This window comes from Xanthomonas translucens pv. undulosa (assembly GCF_017301775.1).
GTDB lineage: Bacteria > Pseudomonadota > Gammaproteobacteria > Xanthomonadales > Xanthomonadaceae > Xanthomonas_A > Xanthomonas_A translucens.
Window position 1 is genome coordinate 3,741,781 of the sequence record NZ_CP063993.1, and the last position, 18,975, is coordinate 3,760,755.

General features: G+C 63.9%; 13 protein-coding genes. All 13 read left to right on the plus strand.

Annotated features, from left to right (window positions below):
* The first annotated feature begins 1 nt into the window (after position 1).
* The 13 genes from tssC to ISN38_RS15955 all read left to right on the plus strand — a co-directional run bounded on the left by tssC (position 2) and on the right by ISN38_RS15955 (position 18,952).
* Entirely contained in the window at positions 2–1,498 is a 1,497-nt protein-coding gene (tssC, locus tag ISN38_RS15895; RefSeq protein WP_003467606.1) for a type VI secretion system contractile sheath large subunit, read from the plus strand.
* Positions 1,499–1,639: 141 nt separating this feature from the next.
* The gene (locus ISN38_RS15900; protein ID WP_003467612.1) at positions 1,640–2,137 is read left to right on the plus strand and encodes an Hcp family type VI secretion system effector; all 498 of its coding nucleotides are present in this window, start codon (positions 1,640–1,642) and stop codon (positions 2,135–2,137) included.
* A 147-nt stretch (positions 2,138–2,284) separates the two neighbouring features.
* On the plus strand, positions 2,285–2,773 hold the full coding sequence (gene tssE, locus ISN38_RS15905) for a type VI secretion system baseplate subunit TssE (protein WP_058359124.1): 489 nt from the start codon (positions 2,285–2,287) through the stop codon (positions 2,771–2,773).
* Positions 2,774–2,775: 2 nt separating this feature from the next.
* The gene (tssF, locus tag ISN38_RS15910; protein WP_003467617.1) at positions 2,776–4,611 is read left to right on the plus strand and encodes a type VI secretion system baseplate subunit TssF; all 1,836 of its coding nucleotides are present in this window, start codon (positions 2,776–2,778) and stop codon (positions 4,609–4,611) included.
* Positions 4,575–5,666: a type VI secretion system baseplate subunit TssG gene (tssG, locus tag ISN38_RS15915; RefSeq protein WP_003467618.1), complete on the plus strand. Its 1,092-nt coding sequence runs from the start codon at positions 4,575–4,577 to the stop codon at positions 5,664–5,666. The genes tssF and tssG overlap by 37 nt, the downstream gene beginning before the upstream one ends.
* An 85-nt stretch (positions 5,667–5,751) precedes the next feature.
* Positions 5,752–8,493 carry a type VI secretion system ATPase TssH gene (gene tssH, locus ISN38_RS15920; protein ID WP_206711898.1) on the plus strand — a complete coding sequence of 914 codons (2,742 nt, stop codon included), beginning with the start codon at positions 5,752–5,754 and terminating at the stop codon, positions 8,491–8,493.
* Between the two features lie 31 nt (positions 8,494–8,524).
* Positions 8,525–8,878, plus strand: a complete 354-nt coding sequence (locus tag ISN38_RS15925) for a hypothetical protein (RefSeq protein ID WP_029996228.1) — start codon at positions 8,525–8,527, stop codon at positions 8,876–8,878.
* A 92-nt stretch (positions 8,879–8,970) separates the two neighbouring features.
* On the plus strand, positions 8,971–11,733 hold the full coding sequence (locus tag ISN38_RS15930) for a type VI secretion system Vgr family protein (RefSeq protein ID WP_206711899.1): 2,763 nt from the start codon (positions 8,971–8,973) through the stop codon (positions 11,731–11,733).
* Positions 11,675–12,580: a hypothetical protein gene (locus ISN38_RS15935; protein ID WP_230939231.1), complete on the plus strand. Its 906-nt coding sequence runs from the start codon at positions 11,675–11,677 to the stop codon at positions 12,578–12,580. Before ISN38_RS15930 ends, ISN38_RS15935 begins: the two co-directional genes overlap by 59 nt.
* Before the next feature lie 19 nt (positions 12,581–12,599).
* Positions 12,600–15,467 (plus strand): T6SS effector BTH_I2691 family protein, encoded by a 2,868-nt coding sequence (locus tag ISN38_RS15940; protein ID WP_206711900.1) that lies wholly within the window; start codon positions 12,600–12,602, stop codon positions 15,465–15,467.
* A gap of 4 nt (positions 15,468–15,471) precedes the next feature.
* Positions 15,472–16,494, plus strand: a complete 1,023-nt coding sequence (locus ISN38_RS15945; RefSeq protein WP_058359182.1) for a DUF6708 domain-containing protein — start codon at positions 15,472–15,474, stop codon at positions 16,492–16,494.
* Complete coding sequence (locus ISN38_RS15950; RefSeq protein ID WP_241753958.1) at positions 16,491–17,912, plus strand: T6SS effector BTH_I2691 family protein; 1,422 nt, start codon at positions 16,491–16,493, stop codon at positions 17,910–17,912. The genes ISN38_RS15945 and ISN38_RS15950 overlap by 4 nt, the downstream gene beginning before the upstream one ends.
* Positions 17,913–17,920: 8 nt before the next feature.
* Positions 17,921–18,952: a DUF6708 domain-containing protein gene (locus ISN38_RS15955; protein WP_058362854.1), complete on the plus strand. Its 1,032-nt coding sequence runs from the start codon at positions 17,921–17,923 to the stop codon at positions 18,950–18,952.
* Positions 18,953–18,975 lie beyond the last annotated feature (23 nt).

Genomic DNA, 18,975 nt, shown 5'->3' on the forward strand with positions numbered 1-18,975 from the left:
CATGGCCGCAGAGGTTTCGAGTGCCACCGACAATTCGGCGCCCGCCACGCTGGCAGAAACAGGCTTGCTCGACCAGATCGTCGAGCAGAGCAAGGTCGCCAAATCGGAGACCGAGCACCAGCGTGCGAAGGACATCATCTCCGAGCTGGCCAAGGAGGTGCTGGAAGGTACCGTCGTGGTGTCGGACAACCTCAATCTGACGCTGGACGCGCGCATTGCCGAGATCGACCGGATCATCTCCGAGCAGCTGAGCGCGGTGATGCATGCGCCGGAGTTCCAGAAGCTGGAGAGCAGCTGGCGCGGCCTGCACTACATGTGCGAACAGACGTCCACCGGCGTGACGATGAAGATCAAGGTCTTCAACTCGCCCCAGCGGGATCTGGTGCGCGACTTCAAGTCGGCGATCGACTTCGATCAAAGCGCGCTGTTCAAGAAGGTCTACGAGGAAGAGTTCGGCACCTTCGGCGGTGCGCCATTCGGCGCACTGGTCGGCGACTACTATATCGGCCGCCAGCCGGAGGACATGTACTTCGTCGAGCAGATGTCGCATGTGGCCGCCGCGGCGCACGCGCCGTTCATCTCTGCCGCGTCCGAATCGATGTTCGGCCTGGAAACCTTCACCGACCTGGGCAAGCCGCGCGATCTGGCCAAGGTGTTCGACACTGTCGAATACGCCAAGTGGAAGTCGTTCCGTGAGTCGGAGGATAGCCGCTACGTCGGCCTGACCATGCCGCGTTTTCTCGGGCGGCTGCCGTACAACCCGAAGGACGGCACTACGGTCGAAGGCTTCAACTTCGTCGAAGACGTCGACGCCGCCGACCATAGCAAGTATCTGTGGTGCAACACAGCTTATGCGATGGCCACGCGCCTGACCAAGGCGTTCGAGGACTACGGTTGGTGCGCGGCGATCCGCGGTGTGGAAGGCGGTGGCCTGGTCGAAGACCTGCCGACCCACACCTTCCGCACCGACGACGGCGAAGTGGCGCTGAAGTGCCCGACCGAGATCGCGATCACCGACCGCCGCGAGAAGGAACTCAGTGACCTGGGCTTCATTCCGCTGGTGCATTGCAAGAATACCGATTACGCGGCGTTCTTCGGTGCGCAGTCGGCGCAGAAGCCGAAGAAGTACAACACCGATTCGGCCAATGCCAACGCGATCCTGTCGGCGCAGCTGCAGTACATGTTCGCCGTGTCGCGTATCGCCCATTACCTCAAGGCGATGATGCGCGAGAAGATCGGCAGTTTCGCCTCGGCGCGCAATGTCGAGGATTTCCTGAACCGTTGGATCTCCCAGTACGTGTTGTTGGACGACAACGCCGGTCAGGAAGCAAAGGCGCAATACCCCTTGCGGGAAGCGTCCGTACAAGTTTCGGAAGTGCCGGGGAAACCCGGTGTCTACCGCGCGGTGGCCTTCATCAGGCCGCATTTCCAGCTCGATGAGCTGTCTGTTTCGTTGCGTCTGGTGGCCGAACTGCCGGCTGGTACCAAGAAGGCGTAGCGTTTGTTGTTGTCGTAGCGTCGAGGGACGGAGATCCCACTGTTTTGCAGTTGACGCAATGTCCTTCGGGACAGGCAAATAACCGCCAGGCCCCGCCTGGCAAATCAATCTCACGGAAGACCGGAATTTAGGAGACCAGATATGCAGCACGCGTTTCTTTCTATCGACACCATCAAGGGTGAATCGCACGACGACAAGCACACGGACTGGGTGGAGATCAAGTCGTTCTCCCAGGACTTGTTGCAGCCGCGCTCGGCCACCGCATCCACCGCTGGCGGTCAGTCGGCCGCTCGTGTCAACCTGTCGCCGATCGAGATCGTCAAGTCGATCGATCTGTCCACCACCGCGCTGAATCAGGCGTGCGCCAACGGCACCACCTTCCCCAAAGCCCGCATCGAGTTCATGCGCGCCGACAAGGACGGCAATGCCATCAACTACTACCTGGTTGAGTTGATGAACGTGCTGGTACACCGCGTCACCACGACGGTGGACGAGGACGGCATGCCGCAGGAAGTCGTCCAGCTGAGCTTCGGCGCGATCAAGTGGACCTACAACCAGCAGAAGCCGGAAGGCGGAGTCGGCGGCAAAGCGGTTGCGCAGTGGAGTGCTACCAAGAACATTCCCAACTACACCGTTTGATGTTTGTTTTGCGATGGCGCCTTCGCGCGCCATCGCATTTGCGCGCCGCGCGCAGACACAGGACCGACGCACAGCGGGGCCGCGCCATCCGCTGGTCGCGCCCAGTCGGCAGCAAAGCGCAAGGACGACTTCACGTAGGGGCGGTCAATGAAGGGACTCGAACCCAGTCTGTTGGAAAAATTGTTCGACGACACGCCCAAGTCCACGGGTGGCTCGCATGTGTTCAAGGCCATCTCCATCGACCAGTACAAGGAATCGGTCGCTCGCGACCTGGAAGGCCTATTGAACACCCGTTCGGCCTTCAGCGAAGAAGGCCTCACCGAATTTCCCAATTGCAAGCAGTCGTTGCTGACCTACGGCCTCGGCGATTTTTCCGCGATGAGCCTGGCCAATGGCTACGACCGCACGATGATCTGCCGCTCGCTGGAGCAGGCGATCGCGCGCCATGAGCGGCGCCTGCGCAACGTGCACGTGAAGCTGGAAACCGCCGGCCAGTTCGGCGGCGGCCTGCACTTCACCATCCATGCGTTGCTGGACATGGAGCCGGCGCGCGAGCCGGTGAGCTTCGACGCCATGCTGCAACCGTCCACGCTGCAGTACTCGGTCAGCCGCCTGCGGCGCCAGGCGTCGCCCTGACCATGCAAGACCTGCTTCCCTACTACGAACGCGAACTGGGCTATCTGCGTCGCTACGGGCGCGAGTTCGCCGAGCGCTATCCCAAGATTGCCGGGCGCCTGCAGCTGTCGGCCGACGGCAGCCAGGATCCGCATGTCGAGCGCCTGATCGAGGCGTTCGCGCTGATGGGCGCGCGCATCTCCAAGCGCATCGAGGACGACTACCCCGAGTTCACCGACGCGCTGCTGGAAGTGCTGTATCCGCACTATCTGCGGCCGTTTCCGTCCTGCTCCATCGCCTATTTCGACATGGAAGGCGTGGCTGCCAAGCTCAGCGCGCCGATCCGCGTGCCGCGCGGCAGCTACCTGCAGTCGCGCCCGGTGCGCGGGATCAACTGCCGGTTCCGCACCGCCTACGACGTGATACTGGCGCCGGTGGCGGTGAAGGCCGCCAGCTACCGCGGCGTGGCCGAAGCGCCGATGGCGGTCAGCCTGCCGCCGGGTACCGGCGCACAGATCTCGATCAGCTTCGAGCTGTTGTCCGACCAGGCCTCGTTCGCTGGCCTGGGCACCGACGCGCTGCGTTTCTTCGTCGACGGCGAGCCCTCGTTCTGCTCGGCGATGCGCGATGCGCTGGCGCTGGGGGTCAAGGCGGCCTATGTCGAGTCCGACGGCAGCGGACGCTGGCGCCGGCTGGCGGAAACCCCGCTGGCGCCAGTGGGATTCGCCGACGACGAATCGCTGATCGATTTCCCGGCGCGGTCGCACCCGGCCTACCGCCTGCTGACCGAGCTGTTCGGCTACCCGGACAAGTTCGGCTTCTTCGATCTTCAGCTCAAGCCGGTGACCGCTGGCGCCAGCCGCTGGTTCACGTTGCACCTGGTCCTACAAGCGACGCCGCCCGATCGCGCCGCCAACCAAGTGCTCGAGGAGTTGGATTCCAAGAACATCCGCCTGGGCTGCACCCCGGTGGTGAACCTATTCGCGCAGCACGGCGAGCCGATCCGCGTCACCCATCGCAGCGTCACCTATCCGGTGATCGCCGACGGGCGCCGCGCCTTTGCCTACGAAGTGCATTCGATCGATTCGGTGCACCGTATCCGGCAGACTCCGCAGGGCGAGCTGATCCAGGAGTTCCGCCCGTTCTATTCGCTGCACCATGGCGAAGACCCCGAGCGCGCCGGCCAGTATTGGGTGGCGCGGCGCGACGAGGATGTGGCGCGGCAGAGTCCCGGTTACGAAACCGAATTGAGCTTCGTGGACCTGGAATTCAATCCGACCCTGCCGCAGACCGATGTGGTCAGCGTCGAACTCACCTGCAGCAATCGCGATTTGCCCAGCCAGCTCGCCTACGGCATCGCCGGCGGCGACTTGTCGATCGAGGGCGGAACGCCGGCGCGCGCGATCAGCTTGTTGCGCAAGCCGAGCCGGCCACTGCGGTTCCGCCACGGGCGCGGCGCGCAATGGCGGCTGATCTCGCACCTGTCGTTGAATCAGCTGTCGCTGACCGGCAGCGGCTTGCCGGCGTTGAAGGAGATGCTGCGGCTGTACGACATCTCCGGCAGCAGCGTGTCGTCGCGGCAGATCGACGGCATCGTCGGTATCGAGCAGTATCCGGTCACCACCTGGCTGTCCGGCAAGCATTTCGCATCGGTGGTGCGCGGCCTGGAAGTGCGTTTGACCATCAGCGAAAACCATTTCGTCGGGACCGGCGTGGCCGCGTTCGCGCATGTGCTCGACCACTTCTTCGGCCTCTACGTCCACGCCAACAGCTTTACCCGGCTGGTGCTCATTTCCAGCGAAACAGGGGAGGAACTCGTCCGATGCTTACCGCGAAGCGGCGAATCGATCCTGGCGTAGCGCTGCAACTGCTGGCCGAGCCGCATCGCTTCCAGTTCTTCCAGGCGATGCGGATTCTGGAGCGGGTGTTCCAGCGCCAGGGGGTCAAGGCCGGTCAGGCCCTGCCCACGCGCGTGCGTTTTCACAACTCGCTGTCGTTGGCGTTTCCGGCGACCGAGCTGGACCCCGTCGGCCAGGCCTATTCGCAGGACGGCGAGCGCCTGGAAAGCGATGCGGCGCTGGCGTTCGCGATCGAGACCGAGAGCCTGGGCGAAGTGCATCTGACCCCGAACTTCATGGGGTTGCTGGGCACCTCCGGCGCATTGCCGCTGCACTACACCGAGACCCTGCACGAACGCGAGCTGTACCAGCGCGACCGTACCCCACGCGCGTTCCTGGACATGTTCTCCAACCGCGCGGTGGCGCTGCACTACGCCGCGTGGAAGAAGCACCGGCTGGCGCTGCAGTATGAGCTGGACCGGCGCGAACGCTTCCTGCCGCTGGTGCTGTCGCTGCTGGGCATGGGCATGTCGGGACTGCGCGATCGCATGGTCGACGGCGGCGGCGACGTCTTCGACCAGGCGGTGGCGTACTACGCCGGCGCCATCCGCCAGCGGCCGATCTCGGCCAAGCTGCTGCAGCGCGTGCTGGCCGACTACTTCAAGGTACCGGTGGAGCTGGAACAGTTCGTCGGCGCCTGGTACAAGGTGCCGGCGCAGCAGGCCACGCGGCTGGGCCAGGCCAACGCCACACTCGGGTCCAGTGCGCTGGCCGGCGACCGGGTGTGGCAGCGCGACCTGCGCATGCGCCTGCGCTTCGGTCCGCTGCAGCGTGAGGCTTTCGACCAGTTCCTGCCCGGAGGCAGCGCCGCGAAGGCATTGTCGAAATGGCTGACGCTGCTCACCGGCGGCGGGCTGGAATACGAGGTCAAGCTGGTGCTGCGCGCCGAGGACGTACGCGGCTCCGGCGTCGGCGAAGCACTGGGCGTACGCCTGGGCTGGGACAGCTACCTATGCTCGCGCCCGCAGACCCAGCCGCGCGCCGACACCACCTACGGTCTGCATACCCTTCAATAGCCCGGGCGCGAGCCCAACGCCGACGGCAGGCAGTGACGTCGGCGCCACATCATGAAACCGCCAGCATGGAGCGTCCTGTTTTCGCATGAGCATCAATCTCAAGACCCTGATCAGCAAACTCGACGACACCTGCCGGCAGGCGGCCGAGCGCGCGGCCAATCTGTGCATGGCGCGCGGCAACTACGAAGTCGACCTGGAGCATCTGTTCCTGGCGCTGCTGGAGCAACCGCAAAGCGATTTCGTCCTGATCGCGCGCCGCTGCGGCATTTCGCCGGAGACGCTGGAACGCGATCTCAGCGAGGAGGTCGGCCGCTTCAAGGCCGGCAATACGCGCACGCCGGTATTTTCCCAGCACCTGCCCACGCTGTTCGAGCACGCCTGGCTGATCGCCTCGCTGGATTCGGAAACCACGCGCATCCGCAGCGGTCATCTGCTGCTGGCGCTGCTGACCGAGCCAGACCTGTCGCAGCTGGCCTACCGCGGTTCCAAGCAGTTCGTGAAGATCAAACTCGATGCGCTCAAGCACGACTTCGCCCGCCTCACCGAAGGCTCGCAGGAAGCCGGGCAAAGCCTGCGTTTCGCCGATGCCGGCCAGGCCGACGCCGGCGGCGACCCGGTCGATGGCCTCACCGGCGCGCCGGACGGCAAGGGCGGCCTGACCAAGACCCCGGCGCTGGACCAGTTCACCACCAACCTCACCCAGCGCGCCCGCGATGCGCAGATCGACCCGGTGATCAGCCGCGACGGCGAGATCCGCCAGGTGATCGACATCCTGATGCGGCGGCGCCAGAACAATCCGATCCTCACCGGCGAAGCCGGCGTCGGCAAGACCGCGGTCGTCGAGGGGCTGGCCCGGCGCATCGCCGAGAAGGACGTGCCGGACGTGTTGCAGGGGGTGGAACTGCATGTGCTGGACATGGGCTTGCTGCAGGCCGGCGCCAGCGTCAAGGGCGAGTTCGAGAACCGGCTGAAGAACGTCATCGACGAGGTCAAGAAGAGCCCGCACCCGATCATCCTGTTCATCGACGAGGCGCACACGATGATCGGCGCCGGCGGCACCGCCGGCCAGAACGACGCGGCGAACCTGCTCAAGCCGGCGCTGGCGCGCGGCGAGCTGCGCACCATCGCGGCCACCACCTGGAGCGAATACAAGAAGTACTTCGAGAAGGACGCGGCGCTGGCGCGGCGCTTCCAGGTGGTCAAGGTCGAGGAGCCGAGCGAGACGCTGGCCGCGGCGATGCTGCGCGGCATGGTGCCGCTGATGGAGAAGCACTTCGGCATCCGGGTGATGGACGAGGCGGTCACCGAGGCGGTGCGCCTGTCGCACCGCTACATCAGCGGCCGCCAGCTTCCGGACAAGGCGGTCAGCGTGCTCGATACCGCCTGCGCCAAGGTCGCGCTCGGGCAGAGCGCCACGCCGGCGATCATCGAGGACACGCGCAAGCACCTGGACCGGCTGGCCGCGGAGCTGGCCGCGTTGAACCGCGAGACGTCCGGCGGCGCCCGGCACCACGATGCGCGCGTGGCCGAGCTACTGCAGGCGCAGGAAAGCGCACGTAAGGTGCTGGCCGACAACGAGACGCGGCTGGTGCGCGAGCGCGAACTGGCCGAGCGCATCGTCGCCCTGCGCGCGCAGCTGGAAGCGGCGCCGGCCGCCGCCGAACCCGCGGCTGCCGGCGCCGCCGCCGCCAAGCCGGCACGCGGCGCGGCGAAGCAGGTCACCGCGGCGGCTTCGCCGCAGCACGCGCAGCTGGACGCGCTGCTCGCCGAGCTGGGCGAGCTGCAGGGCGAAACCCCGATGGTGCCGCTGCAGGTCGACGGCGGCGTGGTCGCCGAGATCGTCTCGGCCTGGACCGGGGTGCCGCTGGGGCGCATGGTCAAGGACGAGATCCGCACCGTGCGTAACCTCGACAGCCTGCTGGTCGAGCGCGTCATCGGCCAGGACCATGCGCTGGCCGCGATCGCCCAGCGCGTGCGCACCGCCACCGCCAAGCTGGAAGACCCGAACAAGCCGCGTGGCGTCTTCCTGTTCGTCGGCCCGTCCGGCGTCGGCAAGACCGAGACCGCGCTGGCGCTGGCCGACATCCTGTACGGCGGCGAGCGCAAGCTGATCACCATCAACATGAGCGAGTACCAGGAAGCGCACAGCGTGTCCGGGCTGAAGGGCTCTCCGCCTGGCTACGTCGGCTACGGCGAGGGCGGCGTGCTGACCGAGGCGGTGCGGCGCAACCCGTACAGCGTGGTGCTGCTGGACGAGGTGGAGAAAGCGCACCCGGACGTGCTGGAGATGTTCTTCCAAGTGTTCGACAAGGGCGTGATGGACGATGCCGAAGGCCGCGAGATCGACTTCCGCAACACCTTGATCATCCTCACGTCCAATGTCGGTTCCTCGCAGATCATGCAGGCCTGCCTGAACAAGCCGGCCGAGGAGATTCCGGCCGCCGACGCATTGGCCGAGGCGTTGCGCCCGATCCTGATGCGCAGCTTCAAGCCGGCCTTCCTCGGCCGGCTGAAGGTGGTGCCGTATTACCCGATCAGCGACGACGTGCTGGCGCAGATCATCGCGCTCAAGCTCGGCCGCATCCGCGACCGCGTGGCCGCCAACCACAAGGCCGCCTTCCAGTGGGACCAGAGCCTGGTGGAGGCGGTGTTGGCGCGCTGTACGGAGGTGGATTCGGGCGCGCGCAACGTCGACCACATTCTGAATGGGACGCTGTTGCCGGAAATCGCCGAGAGCGTACTCGCGGCGATGGCCGAAGGCGGCAAAATCAACGCCATCAAGGTAGGCGCCGGCAAGAACGGCGCGTTCAAATACAAGTTATCCTGACCCCCGCAGTCCATCACCAAGGAGGAACACCATGGATTTTTACGGATACAACCGCGCCAAAGCCATTGCCCATTGCGACAGCCTGGCCGTGGGACGGGCAAGCCGCCAGACCGACAGCCTTCGCAGCTGGAACCGCCTGCGTCCGGAGCACGTAGTCGAACTGCTGAGCAATGCCGCCGCCGACGCGCGCGCCGATGCGCGTGCGCTGGCCTCGTTGATGGAGCGCACTTGCTGGCGCATCAATATGCAGGTGCCGACGCAGGGCAAGGCCAACCAACTGGTCAGCAACGTGCGCGAAGTGGCGATCACAGCCGCCGGCCGCGAGTTCAAGCTGCAATGCACCGAAAGCCCGTCGCTGCAGCTAGAACGCATCATCGCCGCCTGAGCCGCTTCACCACGCGCCACCCTCCAGGCCGCGCTCGCGCGGCCTTTGGCCGCCAGGCGCGGGCGGCCGATCTGTAATCGCAAGGAGCACATATGGACCCGGTCGCCACAGTACTTTCCGCGCTGAGCGCCGCCCCGCGGCAGCAAGAACGGCTGTTGCGGTTGCATACCGCGCTTGGCCCCGACGTGCTGGTCGCCGAGACCCTGGACGGCCACGAGTCGGTCGACGGCGGCGGCTTCCGTTTCGACGTGGGCGCACTGTCGGCCAACGCCGGCCTGCCCCTGGACGACCTGCTCGGCCAGCCGGTCCTGCTGGAACTGCTCACCGCCGAGTCGCGTACCGCGCTGCGCCCGTTCCACGGCCATGTCACCGCGTTCGAACGGCTCGGCAGCAACGGCGGCCTGGCGCGCTACCGGCTGGTGGTGGAGCCGTGGCTGGCGCTGCTGGCCCAGCGGGTGGACAGCTACGTGTTCCAGGACATGAGCGTGGTGGAGATCGCCGAGAGCGTGTTCGCCGACTACGCCGAGCAAGGCGCGCTGGCGCCGGCGTGGCGCTGGGAGCTGTCCGACCGCAGCACGTACGCCAAGCGCAGCCTGACCACGCAATACGAAGAGACGGACGTCGCGTTCCTGCGCCGGCTGCTGGCCGAGGAAGGCATCGCCTATTGGTTCGAGCACACCGGCGCCGCCGACAGCGACACGCGCGGCACGCACACGTTGGTGCTGTCGGACCACAACGCCGCCTTCGCCGCGCTGGGCACGGTGCGCTACCACCGCCACGACGTGACCGAGCAGCAGGACAGCGTGCAGCAGTGGTCGCCGGCGCGGCGCTGGCGCACCGCCACGCTGTCGCGGGCCAGTTGGGACTACCGCAGCCGCGGCCTGCGCCCGGCCGGCGCCGAAGCCACGCCGCTGGGCGACATCGACGCCGCGGACGTGGACACCGCCGGGCCGTACGGCTGGCAGGACAGCACGCGCGGCCAGCGGCGCGCACAGCAGCAGCTCGATGCGCAGCAGGTGGCGGCGCAGACCATCCAGGGCCAGGGGACCTGGCGCCAGCTGGCGCCGGGCACGCGCTTCGCGCTGAGCCAGCATGCGGGTGTGGCGGCCGATGCGGCGTTCCTGTGCCTGCAGGTGCGGCACCAGGCGCGCAACAACCTGGGCGCGGACGTATTCGACGCGCTGGAGCAGTCGCTGGGCGCGGTGGCGGTGGCCGGCGCGCCGCTGCCGTCGGCGCTGGCGGGCCTGAGCGGCGGGTATGCGCCGGCGCAGGACGACGCTGAAGTGGAGTTCTACCGCAACCAGTTCACCGCGTTGCCGGCCACGGCGACCTACCGGCCGCAGACCGAGGACGGCCATGGCCTGCGCCTGCATCCCAAGCCGACGGTGGCCGGCACGTTGAGCGCGATCGTGGTCAGCGACGGCGACCCGGTGCAGTCCGACCGCGACCACCGGATCAAGGTGCAGTTCCCGTTCCAGCGCGGGGCCGACGCCAGCAGCGCGCTGGCGCATCCGGGGGGCGAGGACAACGCGCCGGGCAGCGCATCGGCGTGGACCTGGGTGCGGGTGATGACGCCGTGGGCCGGGGACAACTGGGGTGGCGTGGTGCTGCCGCGCAAGGGCCAGGAAGTGCTGGTGGGGTTCCTGGAAGGGGACATCGACCGGCCGGTGGTGATCGGCAGCGTGTACAACGGGCGCGGCCAGGACGACGCGGCGCACAACCAGGTCGGCGGCGGCGGGGCCGGGGCCACCGGCAATGCGCCGGCGTGGTTCCAGGGCAACGCGCACGGCGCGGTGTTCACCGGGTTCAAGAGCCAGGCGCTGGCGCAGAGCCAGGACGGCACCGGCGGCTACCAGCAGCTGCAGCTGGACGATACCCCCGGCCAGGGCCGCGCGCAGCTGTCGACCACCCAGCACGCCAGCACCTTGACCCTGGGCCACCTGAAGGGCGGCCGCGACAACCTGCGCGAAGGCGAGCGCGGGTTCGGGGTGGACCTGTCCACGCAGGCCTACGGCGCGGTGCGCGCCGGCCAGGGCCTGCTGCTGAGCAGCGAGCCGGGCCAGCAGCAGCTGGCGGCCAGCCAGGCGCTGTCGCAGCTGGAACAGGGCGAACAGCTACTGCAGGCGCTGGCCGATGCGGCCCGGCAGCAGCAGGCGCAGCTGCCCGACGAGCCGGCCACGCTGCCGGCGCAGGACGGGCTCAAGACCCTGCAGGCCAGCCTCAAGGCGACACAGAACGGCAGCGCCGCCGGCCAGCTCCAGGGCGGCGACGGCCAGGCGCCGGGCTGGAGCCGCCCGGCGCTGCTGGGCAGCGGCAGCGCGGGCATGATGAGCCTGACCCCGGCCGATCAGGTGTGGGTGTCGGGGACGCAGACCGCGCTGCTGGCCGGCACCGCATTGAACTGGGCCAGCCAGGCGCAGCTGGTGCTGGCGGTGGCCGGCGGGCTGGTGCTGTACACCCAGGGCAGCGCCCCGGTCGCCGGCAGCCCCAACCAGGAGCGCGGCATCGCCCTGCACGCCGCGCAAGGCACGCTCAGCGCCCGCGCGCACAGGAACCAGGCCAAGCTCGCAGCCAAGACCCAGGTCAGGATCGTCAGCACCACCGCCGACATCCAGCTCGCCGCGCCGACCAAGCACCTGCTGGCCACGGCGGCCGGCGCCTACATCAAGCTGGACGGCGACGACATCGAACTGGGCGCGCCGGGGACGATCGAGTTCAAGGGCGGGCATCGGGTGTGGACGGGGCCGCAGGGGGCATCCATGAGCCCCGTGATGCCATCCGCCAGCCACAAGCTGTGTGAATACACCGCGCTGGCCGCGGATTCTGCTGGTGCTGGAACGATGGGAGCGGCGTGACGTGCAGCGCTGGCCCATCACTGAAAATACATTTCTTGAATACGATTTTGCCGTCGTCAATCCGATTCAACTGGACGATGCCGGGTGGGAAGACTTGCCGAACCTTCCGATCGTGCCTAGCCGCTATCAGTCGCAAGCGCAGCTTTTCCCGCGGCTGATCGATCTTGGTCAGCTGGATCGGCACGCCCGTATGGACTTGTTCGAGCGCCACGTTTCACTGCATTCCTTCGCACAGGTCTTCTACTTTTGCGTCCTCCTGAAATCCGCCGCGCCAGCCGTCGGTGTGGCGGGGCATCTGGCCCGCCAGATGCAGCAATACGACACGGTCAGGCGGATGCATGACGTAGTGCGTGTCCACGACGCTCGCGTGCTTCAGCATCTTGACTGGATACTGAGTGGGGAACAATGGGAGGCCTTGCTCGGCCCGATCGATCGGCTGGCGTGGCCCCAGGAGTGTCCGATCTGGACCCACCGCGAGAAAACCTCGCTCGCCAGGACTGCGCCATTGCATCTGACGTTCTCTGCTGATCAATGGCGACAGATTCTGCGGTTGTCGGAACTCAACCAATGCCTGGCACGCCTCGGTCGTCTCATCCCTGATCTGGAAAAAAGCAACAGTACCGCGCAAAAAGTGGATCGCTTGCTCGTCAAGGCACTGCAGACCTACGGTTTGCGGGATCGCCGCGATCGTGCGCTGTTCGTGGAGCAGGCGTTCCAATTCGGGGAAGGCATTCACGAGCAACAGGAGGTGCGCCGGAAACTGGAGCGGGCCTGCGAAGGTGAAGCATCGTATGTCGGCCTCTGTGCCGAAATGACAACTCCGCTGCGGCCGCTCGCTGGCGCGTGATGAAGAAAGGACACAAGCTATGAACGTATCGGTTGGAGAGATTCAAAAAGCCAGTTGCCAGTTCTGCAACAAGAAAGGGCTGCCCGTTCTCCCGTTGCGCTATGCCTTGGCGCGACAGGGAATGGGCGGGGCGCCAAGTGTCGCGTCGCCTTTCGTCGTTGCCGAAAAAGAACAGAGAAAAGAACAGTTTTCCTTGCCGAAAGACCTCGCCGACTACACGCTCCGGATATTGCGCGAGGGGTATCTTTACGTCTACGACGAATTCCGAAAGGAGTGGTCCGCCTATGTCGTGACGCAAGGCGGCTACTTGTTCGAGTTCGATCCGGATGCGCAAGTACCTCCCGGCGGTTGGGGCAAGGTGAACTTCAATTGCTCGCGGGCGGGGGATGCTTTCATCGCACGCTGCATCACGGTCAAGGATGCGGCGCGTGCGACCAAGATATGGCTCGGCTTCTCCGATGTCACGTGGACGCCGGACGTTCTGAAAAAGAATGCGGATGCGGCCTATCGGCAAGCGCATATGCGTTGTATCGATATCGCCCAGTGGCGTGCTGGCGGCGAGCTGAAGCACGCGGCCGATTTCTCCGAGCTCGCCAGCCGCGTGGCGGAGTACGCGACAACGCCCGAGAAGTTGCATGGCGAAACCAAGGCATACGTCAATAAATTGCTTCCAGTGCCTTTCAAAAGCGCTGGCGAACTGAATGGTAACGACGCGATTGCCAAGCGCGCCCGCCAGGCAAGCTCGACATTGCTGCAGCAGCTGCTTCCGGCTGCTGCAGGAGCGGCGCTTGCCGGCAAGGGCCGCGTGACCTGCGCCGCGTGGGCATTCTCCACGCAGCCGTTCTATGCCGATGGCAGCGACGCCGCGGAGATGGTCAAGTGGGCAACGCAAGCGGCGTCTCCGTTTCGCGCGGCCTTGGTGGCGCTGGACGACCCGGCCGGCGTGGCGATCGAACTCAACGGTCTGGCGCTGCAGCGCAGTACCGAGTTCAGCGAAGACCCGCAACGCAAGTGGAAGCATGAAACCGCGGTCCTGATCGATGCCCTGCGTGAAGCGGTGCAACACGGCGCCGTCGAAGACGACGTGCGCTGGAACACGGCCATGTCGCGCACAGCCGACGGCATGGCCAATATCGACGAATCGCAGAGTGTGGCCGATGCCGGCTCGTATCTGTGGACGTCGATGACCGAGGGGTCGCAGGCGGCGATGCGTGAGCGTATCGCAAAGCAGCAGCAGCGCGACCAGGCGCGTGCGCAGGAAGATGCCAGGGTTCGCGAGCGCAGCCAGGCCAATGCCGCTGCGCTGGGCAAGGAGGAGTGGAAGAAGTACACGCAGTATTTCGACCAGAACGCACAGCGGCGCGTGGTGGAGCAGGAGTATCCCCAGCAACTGGAAGCGTTCGGCACCAGCGTGCTGGCGAAGCTGGATGCGCCCTACATCGCGTGGCTCAAAAGCACGTCATTGTCGAACTATCTGAGCCATAACTTCGATCCCAATGCGTTGGGTAGCGGCGCCTCCTACACGGCGCTCGCCAACCAGATGCTGTCCAACGCCAGCGGCAGAGGCGCTGTGTTCGACTACCTGCTCGAGAGCCTGCAACAGGACCCGTCGAAACCCGAATCCTGGGTGACGCGGGCATTGAACCTGAATTACGCGCCATTGATCCAGGCGACATGGAACGATGCGGCAAAGAAAGGCAGCGAGACCGACCCGTTCCTGCCCGAATTTGTCGAGAAATTCCACGACAAATTCAAGGACGTGCTGGTGGCCGGTGCCAAGGGAGAGCTGACCAAGCCGTACACCGATGGCATCGCCAGGCTGATGTACCAGTTGAGCGGGCCGATCGTGCACGAACTGGGCAAGGCCTTGGACAGCGGCGCCACGTTCGCCGCACTCGGCTTGCCATCGAAGTGGCAACTGGGGCTGCTGGGCGCGGTGGCGCGCTCGGAGAATCCGACCCTGCGGATGATCGATCTGCGCGGCACGCGGACCTTGAGCGAGGCCACCAAGCTGCTGGCGAACCTGGTGGCGTCGTTGGGCGGCGGCCAGGAGGGCGCACTGCGCGGTGCGGTGAGGCCGACGCTGCGGCCGGTGATGGACACCGCCGAACGCTACCCGTTCCGGGCGGTGATGCTGATCGACGAATCGAAGGTCGCGCAGCTGCAGGGCAAGAGCGGCGCTGCGTTGAAGGCCGGGATGGCGGACGTGCTGAGCGCCCAGCAGTTCGACACGCTGATGCAGGACACCGTGGGCAAGATCGCGAGCGTGGAGGTCAAGGTGGCGGTGGCGCAGGCGATCCTGTCCTCGATCACGTTGTACCTGTCGTACGGCAAACTGATGAAGGCCGAGGACGACAAGGTGTGGAGCGAACGGGTCAACATGGCCGGCGGGGTGATCGGACTGGTCGGTGGCCTGACTGAAACGACGGGCATGGTCCTGGAGAAAACGCCCTGGGGCCAGACCCGGTTGAGTTGGCAGTTCAGGTTCCAGGCGGTGGTGATCGAGTCGCGGGCGAGCTGGTTTACTGGAGCTGGAAAGCTGATGGGGGTGGCTGGTGGGGTGATTGGGGGGGTGTTGGCGATGAAGGATGGTGTTGAGACGTATAAAAAACATCCTTTCATTGGTGTGTTGCTCGCAGGGCTAGGGATTGTGTCCATCATTGCCGCAGTTATGTTGCTATTTTCTGCCGTTGCAGGAATGGGAATAATAATAGGCTTGATAATTGCCGCCATTATGGCGGTTGTTTACTGGATAAAGCCTAATGCATTGCAGGATTGGCTGGCAGATACTCAGTTTGGCCTGGTTGATCAAGGAGGCGGCACCGAGTCCGCCTTTAAAGGATTGGCGCAGCAGAATATTGCTTTAGAAGCGCTTGGGAAAGGTTAATATAATGTATACGGGCTGGATAAAGGGTTTTCCAAAAGGGTGGAATTTAACCCCCGAAGTCAGGTCTTCTGCTCTAAATAAAGAGCGGCAAAAAGGCTTGGTTCCTGCGCAAAGACTTGGTCTTATTTCAATAAATTCGAAATTTATTGACTGGATAGATAGAAGATTCCTTTATAGAGGAATGCTCAACATGTCGGTTGTATTTATCGGTCTAATTGGCTTTTTGGCATTTGCATTTTTTTGTTTTTCGAGAATGGCAGAAGGAGGGCGTGGAGCTCTCGCAATCGGAGTGATGGGGCTGATGTCTTTGATGGCATCCTTGATTTTCTATGTTGTTTTTTTAAAGAACGAATTTTTCCGCTTTGTTTACTACCCAATCCGCTTCAATCGCAAAACCCGCAAGGTTTACGTCTTCCGCGAAAAACGCGACGGCGGCCTGCTGATCGTTCCGTGGGACGAGGTCTTCTTCCACATCGGCCGCGGCACCGACATGAAGTTCCTGCGCGATATCCGTGGCGAGATTCTCGACGGCACTATCGTCAAGGACACCTTCGCACTAGGCCACTGCGCCGAGCGCGACGAGCCGGTCAAGGAGATGTGGGAGTTCATCCGGCGCTACATGGAGGAAGGCCCGGAGGCCGTGGCCGAGCATCCGCTGGACAAGTATGTCGAACTGTCGGTGGCGCCGACCTGGAAAAACTGCCTGATCTCGGCGGTTGGCTTCACCAATGCGGACACGCCGTTCAAGCGCGTGCTGCTCTCGCCCTTCATCGGCACCTTCACCGTGGTGCGCTGGCTGGTGTTCAAGAGCTGCAAGCAGCCGGTGTTCCCGCCGGAGGTGGAAGCGGAGTGCACGGTCGAACCGAACGATCCAAACATCTGGCCGGTCCCCACGTCGATCGGCGAGTTCGTGACCACCGTTCCTGGCTTGATGACCTATGCGATGCGCAAGGCACAAGGCATCAGAACGCCGCCGGACGCGCCAACGGATCTGGCGTCGCAGTTCAAGGACTGGGGCAAGAAGTGACATGGCGCGCGTTGCGCCCTGGTTCGCTCTGGACGCAACTTGCAACCGACATCGCCTACACCGCGCTGGCCACCCAGATGCTGTCCAGCGCTAGCGGCAGAGGGGCTGTCTTCGATTACCTGCTCGAGAGCCTGCAACAGGACCCGTCGAAACCCGAATCCTGGGTGACGCGCGCACTGAACCTCAATTACGCGCCATTGATCCAGGCGACGTGGAACGATGCGGCAAAGAAAGGCAGCGAGACCGACCCGTTCCTGCCCGAATTTGTCGAGAAATTCCACGACAAATTCAAGGACGTGCTGGTGGCCGGTGCCAAGGGAGAGCTGACCAAGCCGTACACCGATGGCATCGCCAGGCTGATGTACCAGTTGAGCGGGCCGATCGTGCACGAACTGGGCAAGGCCTTGGACAGCGGCGCCACGTTCGCCGCACTCGGCTTGCCATCGAAGTGGCAGCTGGGGCTGCTGGGCGCGGTGGCGCGCTCGGAGAATCCGACCCTGCGGATGATCGATCTGCGCGGCACGCGGACCTTGAGCGAGGCCACCAAGTTGCTGGCGAACCTGGTGGCGTCGTTGGGCGGCGGCCAGGAGGGCGCACTGCGCGGTGCGGTGAGGCCGACGCTGCGGCCGGTGATGGACACCGCCGAACGCTACCCGTTCCGGGCGGTGATGCTGATCGACGAATCGAAGGTCGCGCAGCTGCAGGGCAAGAGCGGCGCTGCGTTGAAGGCCGGGATGGCGGACGTGCTGAGCGCCCAGCAGTTCGACACGCTGATGCAGGACACGGTGGGCAAGATCGCGAGCGTGGAGGTCAAGGTGGCGGTGGCGCAGGCGATCCTGTCCTCGATCACGTTGTACCTGTCGTACGGCAAACTGATGAAGGCCGAGGACGACAAGGTGTGGAGCGAACGGGTCAACATGGCCGGCGGGGTGATCGGACTGGTCGGTGGCCTGACCGAAACGACGGGCATGGTCCTGGAGAAAACGCCCTGGGGCCAGACCCGGTTGAGTTGGCAGTTCAGGTTCCAGGCGGTGGTGATTGAGTCGCGGGCCGGTTGGTTTACTGGGGTAGGTAAAATGATGGGAGTTGTTGGTGGAGTAATTGGCGGTGTGCTGGCTATCGTCGATGGATTTAAGACACTCGCAAAGCATCCTGTAATTGGAACTTTAATTATGTCGCTAGGATTTATTTCTGTTGTCGCCGCATTCTTGCTTCTTACCTCCGCTACGGGAATTGGAATAATAATTGGTTTAATTGTTGCAGTAATTATGGTTGTGGTATATTTAATTAAGCCAAATGCATTGCAGGATTTTTTGATAGATACTCTTTATGGGAGGAGTGATGGGGGTGGAGAGAAGAATGGTTTCAAAGGTTTGGCGCAGCAGCAGATTGCATTGGAAAATATCGCTAAATCTTAGGTGGTCAAATGTTTACTGGATGGTCGAGACCTTTTAGAGTTGACAGGCCTTTGGAGGAGGGGGAAAAATCTTCGGCTCTTCTGCGGGATATGCAGGAAAATACAATTCCTTCTCAGCGGCTTGGATTGATAAATATAAACTCGTCATACATTGACTGGGTCGATAGGCGTTTCCTTTATCGCGGAATGTTGAATACCTCATTTGTATCCATTGGGGCGATTGGATTTATTGGAATTGCATTATTTCTTTGTTTTGAGTATTTTTTTGGCGACTTTACTGAGGGGGCTAAATGGGGTTTGAAGTTTCTAGTTCCTTTTGCGCTTCTGTGTGGGGCGGTTTTATACTGGGCCTTACCTAGGTATGAATTTTTTAAATTTATTTACTACCCAATCCGCTTCAACCGCAAAACCCGCAAGGTTTACGTCTTCCGCGAAGAACGCGACGGCGGCCTGCTGATCGTTCCTTGGGACAAGGTCTTCTTCCACATCGGCCGCGGCACCGACATGAAGTTCCTGCGCGATATCCGTGGCGAGATTCTCGACGGCACTATCGTCAAGGACACCTTCGCACTGGGCCACTGCGCCGAGCGCGACGAGCCGGTCAAGGAGATGTGGGAGTTCATCCGGCGCTACATGGAGGAAGGCCCGGAGGCTGTCGCCGAGCATCCGATGGACAAGTATGTCGAACTGTCGGTGGCGCCGACCTGGAAGAACTGCCTGATCTCGGCGGTCGGCTTCACCAACGCCACGACCCCGTTCAAGCGCGTGCTGCTGTCGCCCTTCATCGGCACCTTCACCGTGGTGCGCTGGCTGGTGTTCAAGAGCTGCAAGCAGCCGGTGTTCCCGCCGGAGGTGGAAGCCGAGTGCACGGTCGAACCGAACGATCCGAACATCTGGCCGGTCCCCAAGTCGATCGGCGAGTTCGTGACCACCGTTCCTGGCTTGATGACCTATGCGATGCGCAAGGCGCAAGGCATCAGAACGCCACCGGACGCGCCAACGGATCTGGCGTCGCAGTTCAAGGACTGGGGCAAGAAGTGACATGGCGCGCGGTGCGGCCTAGT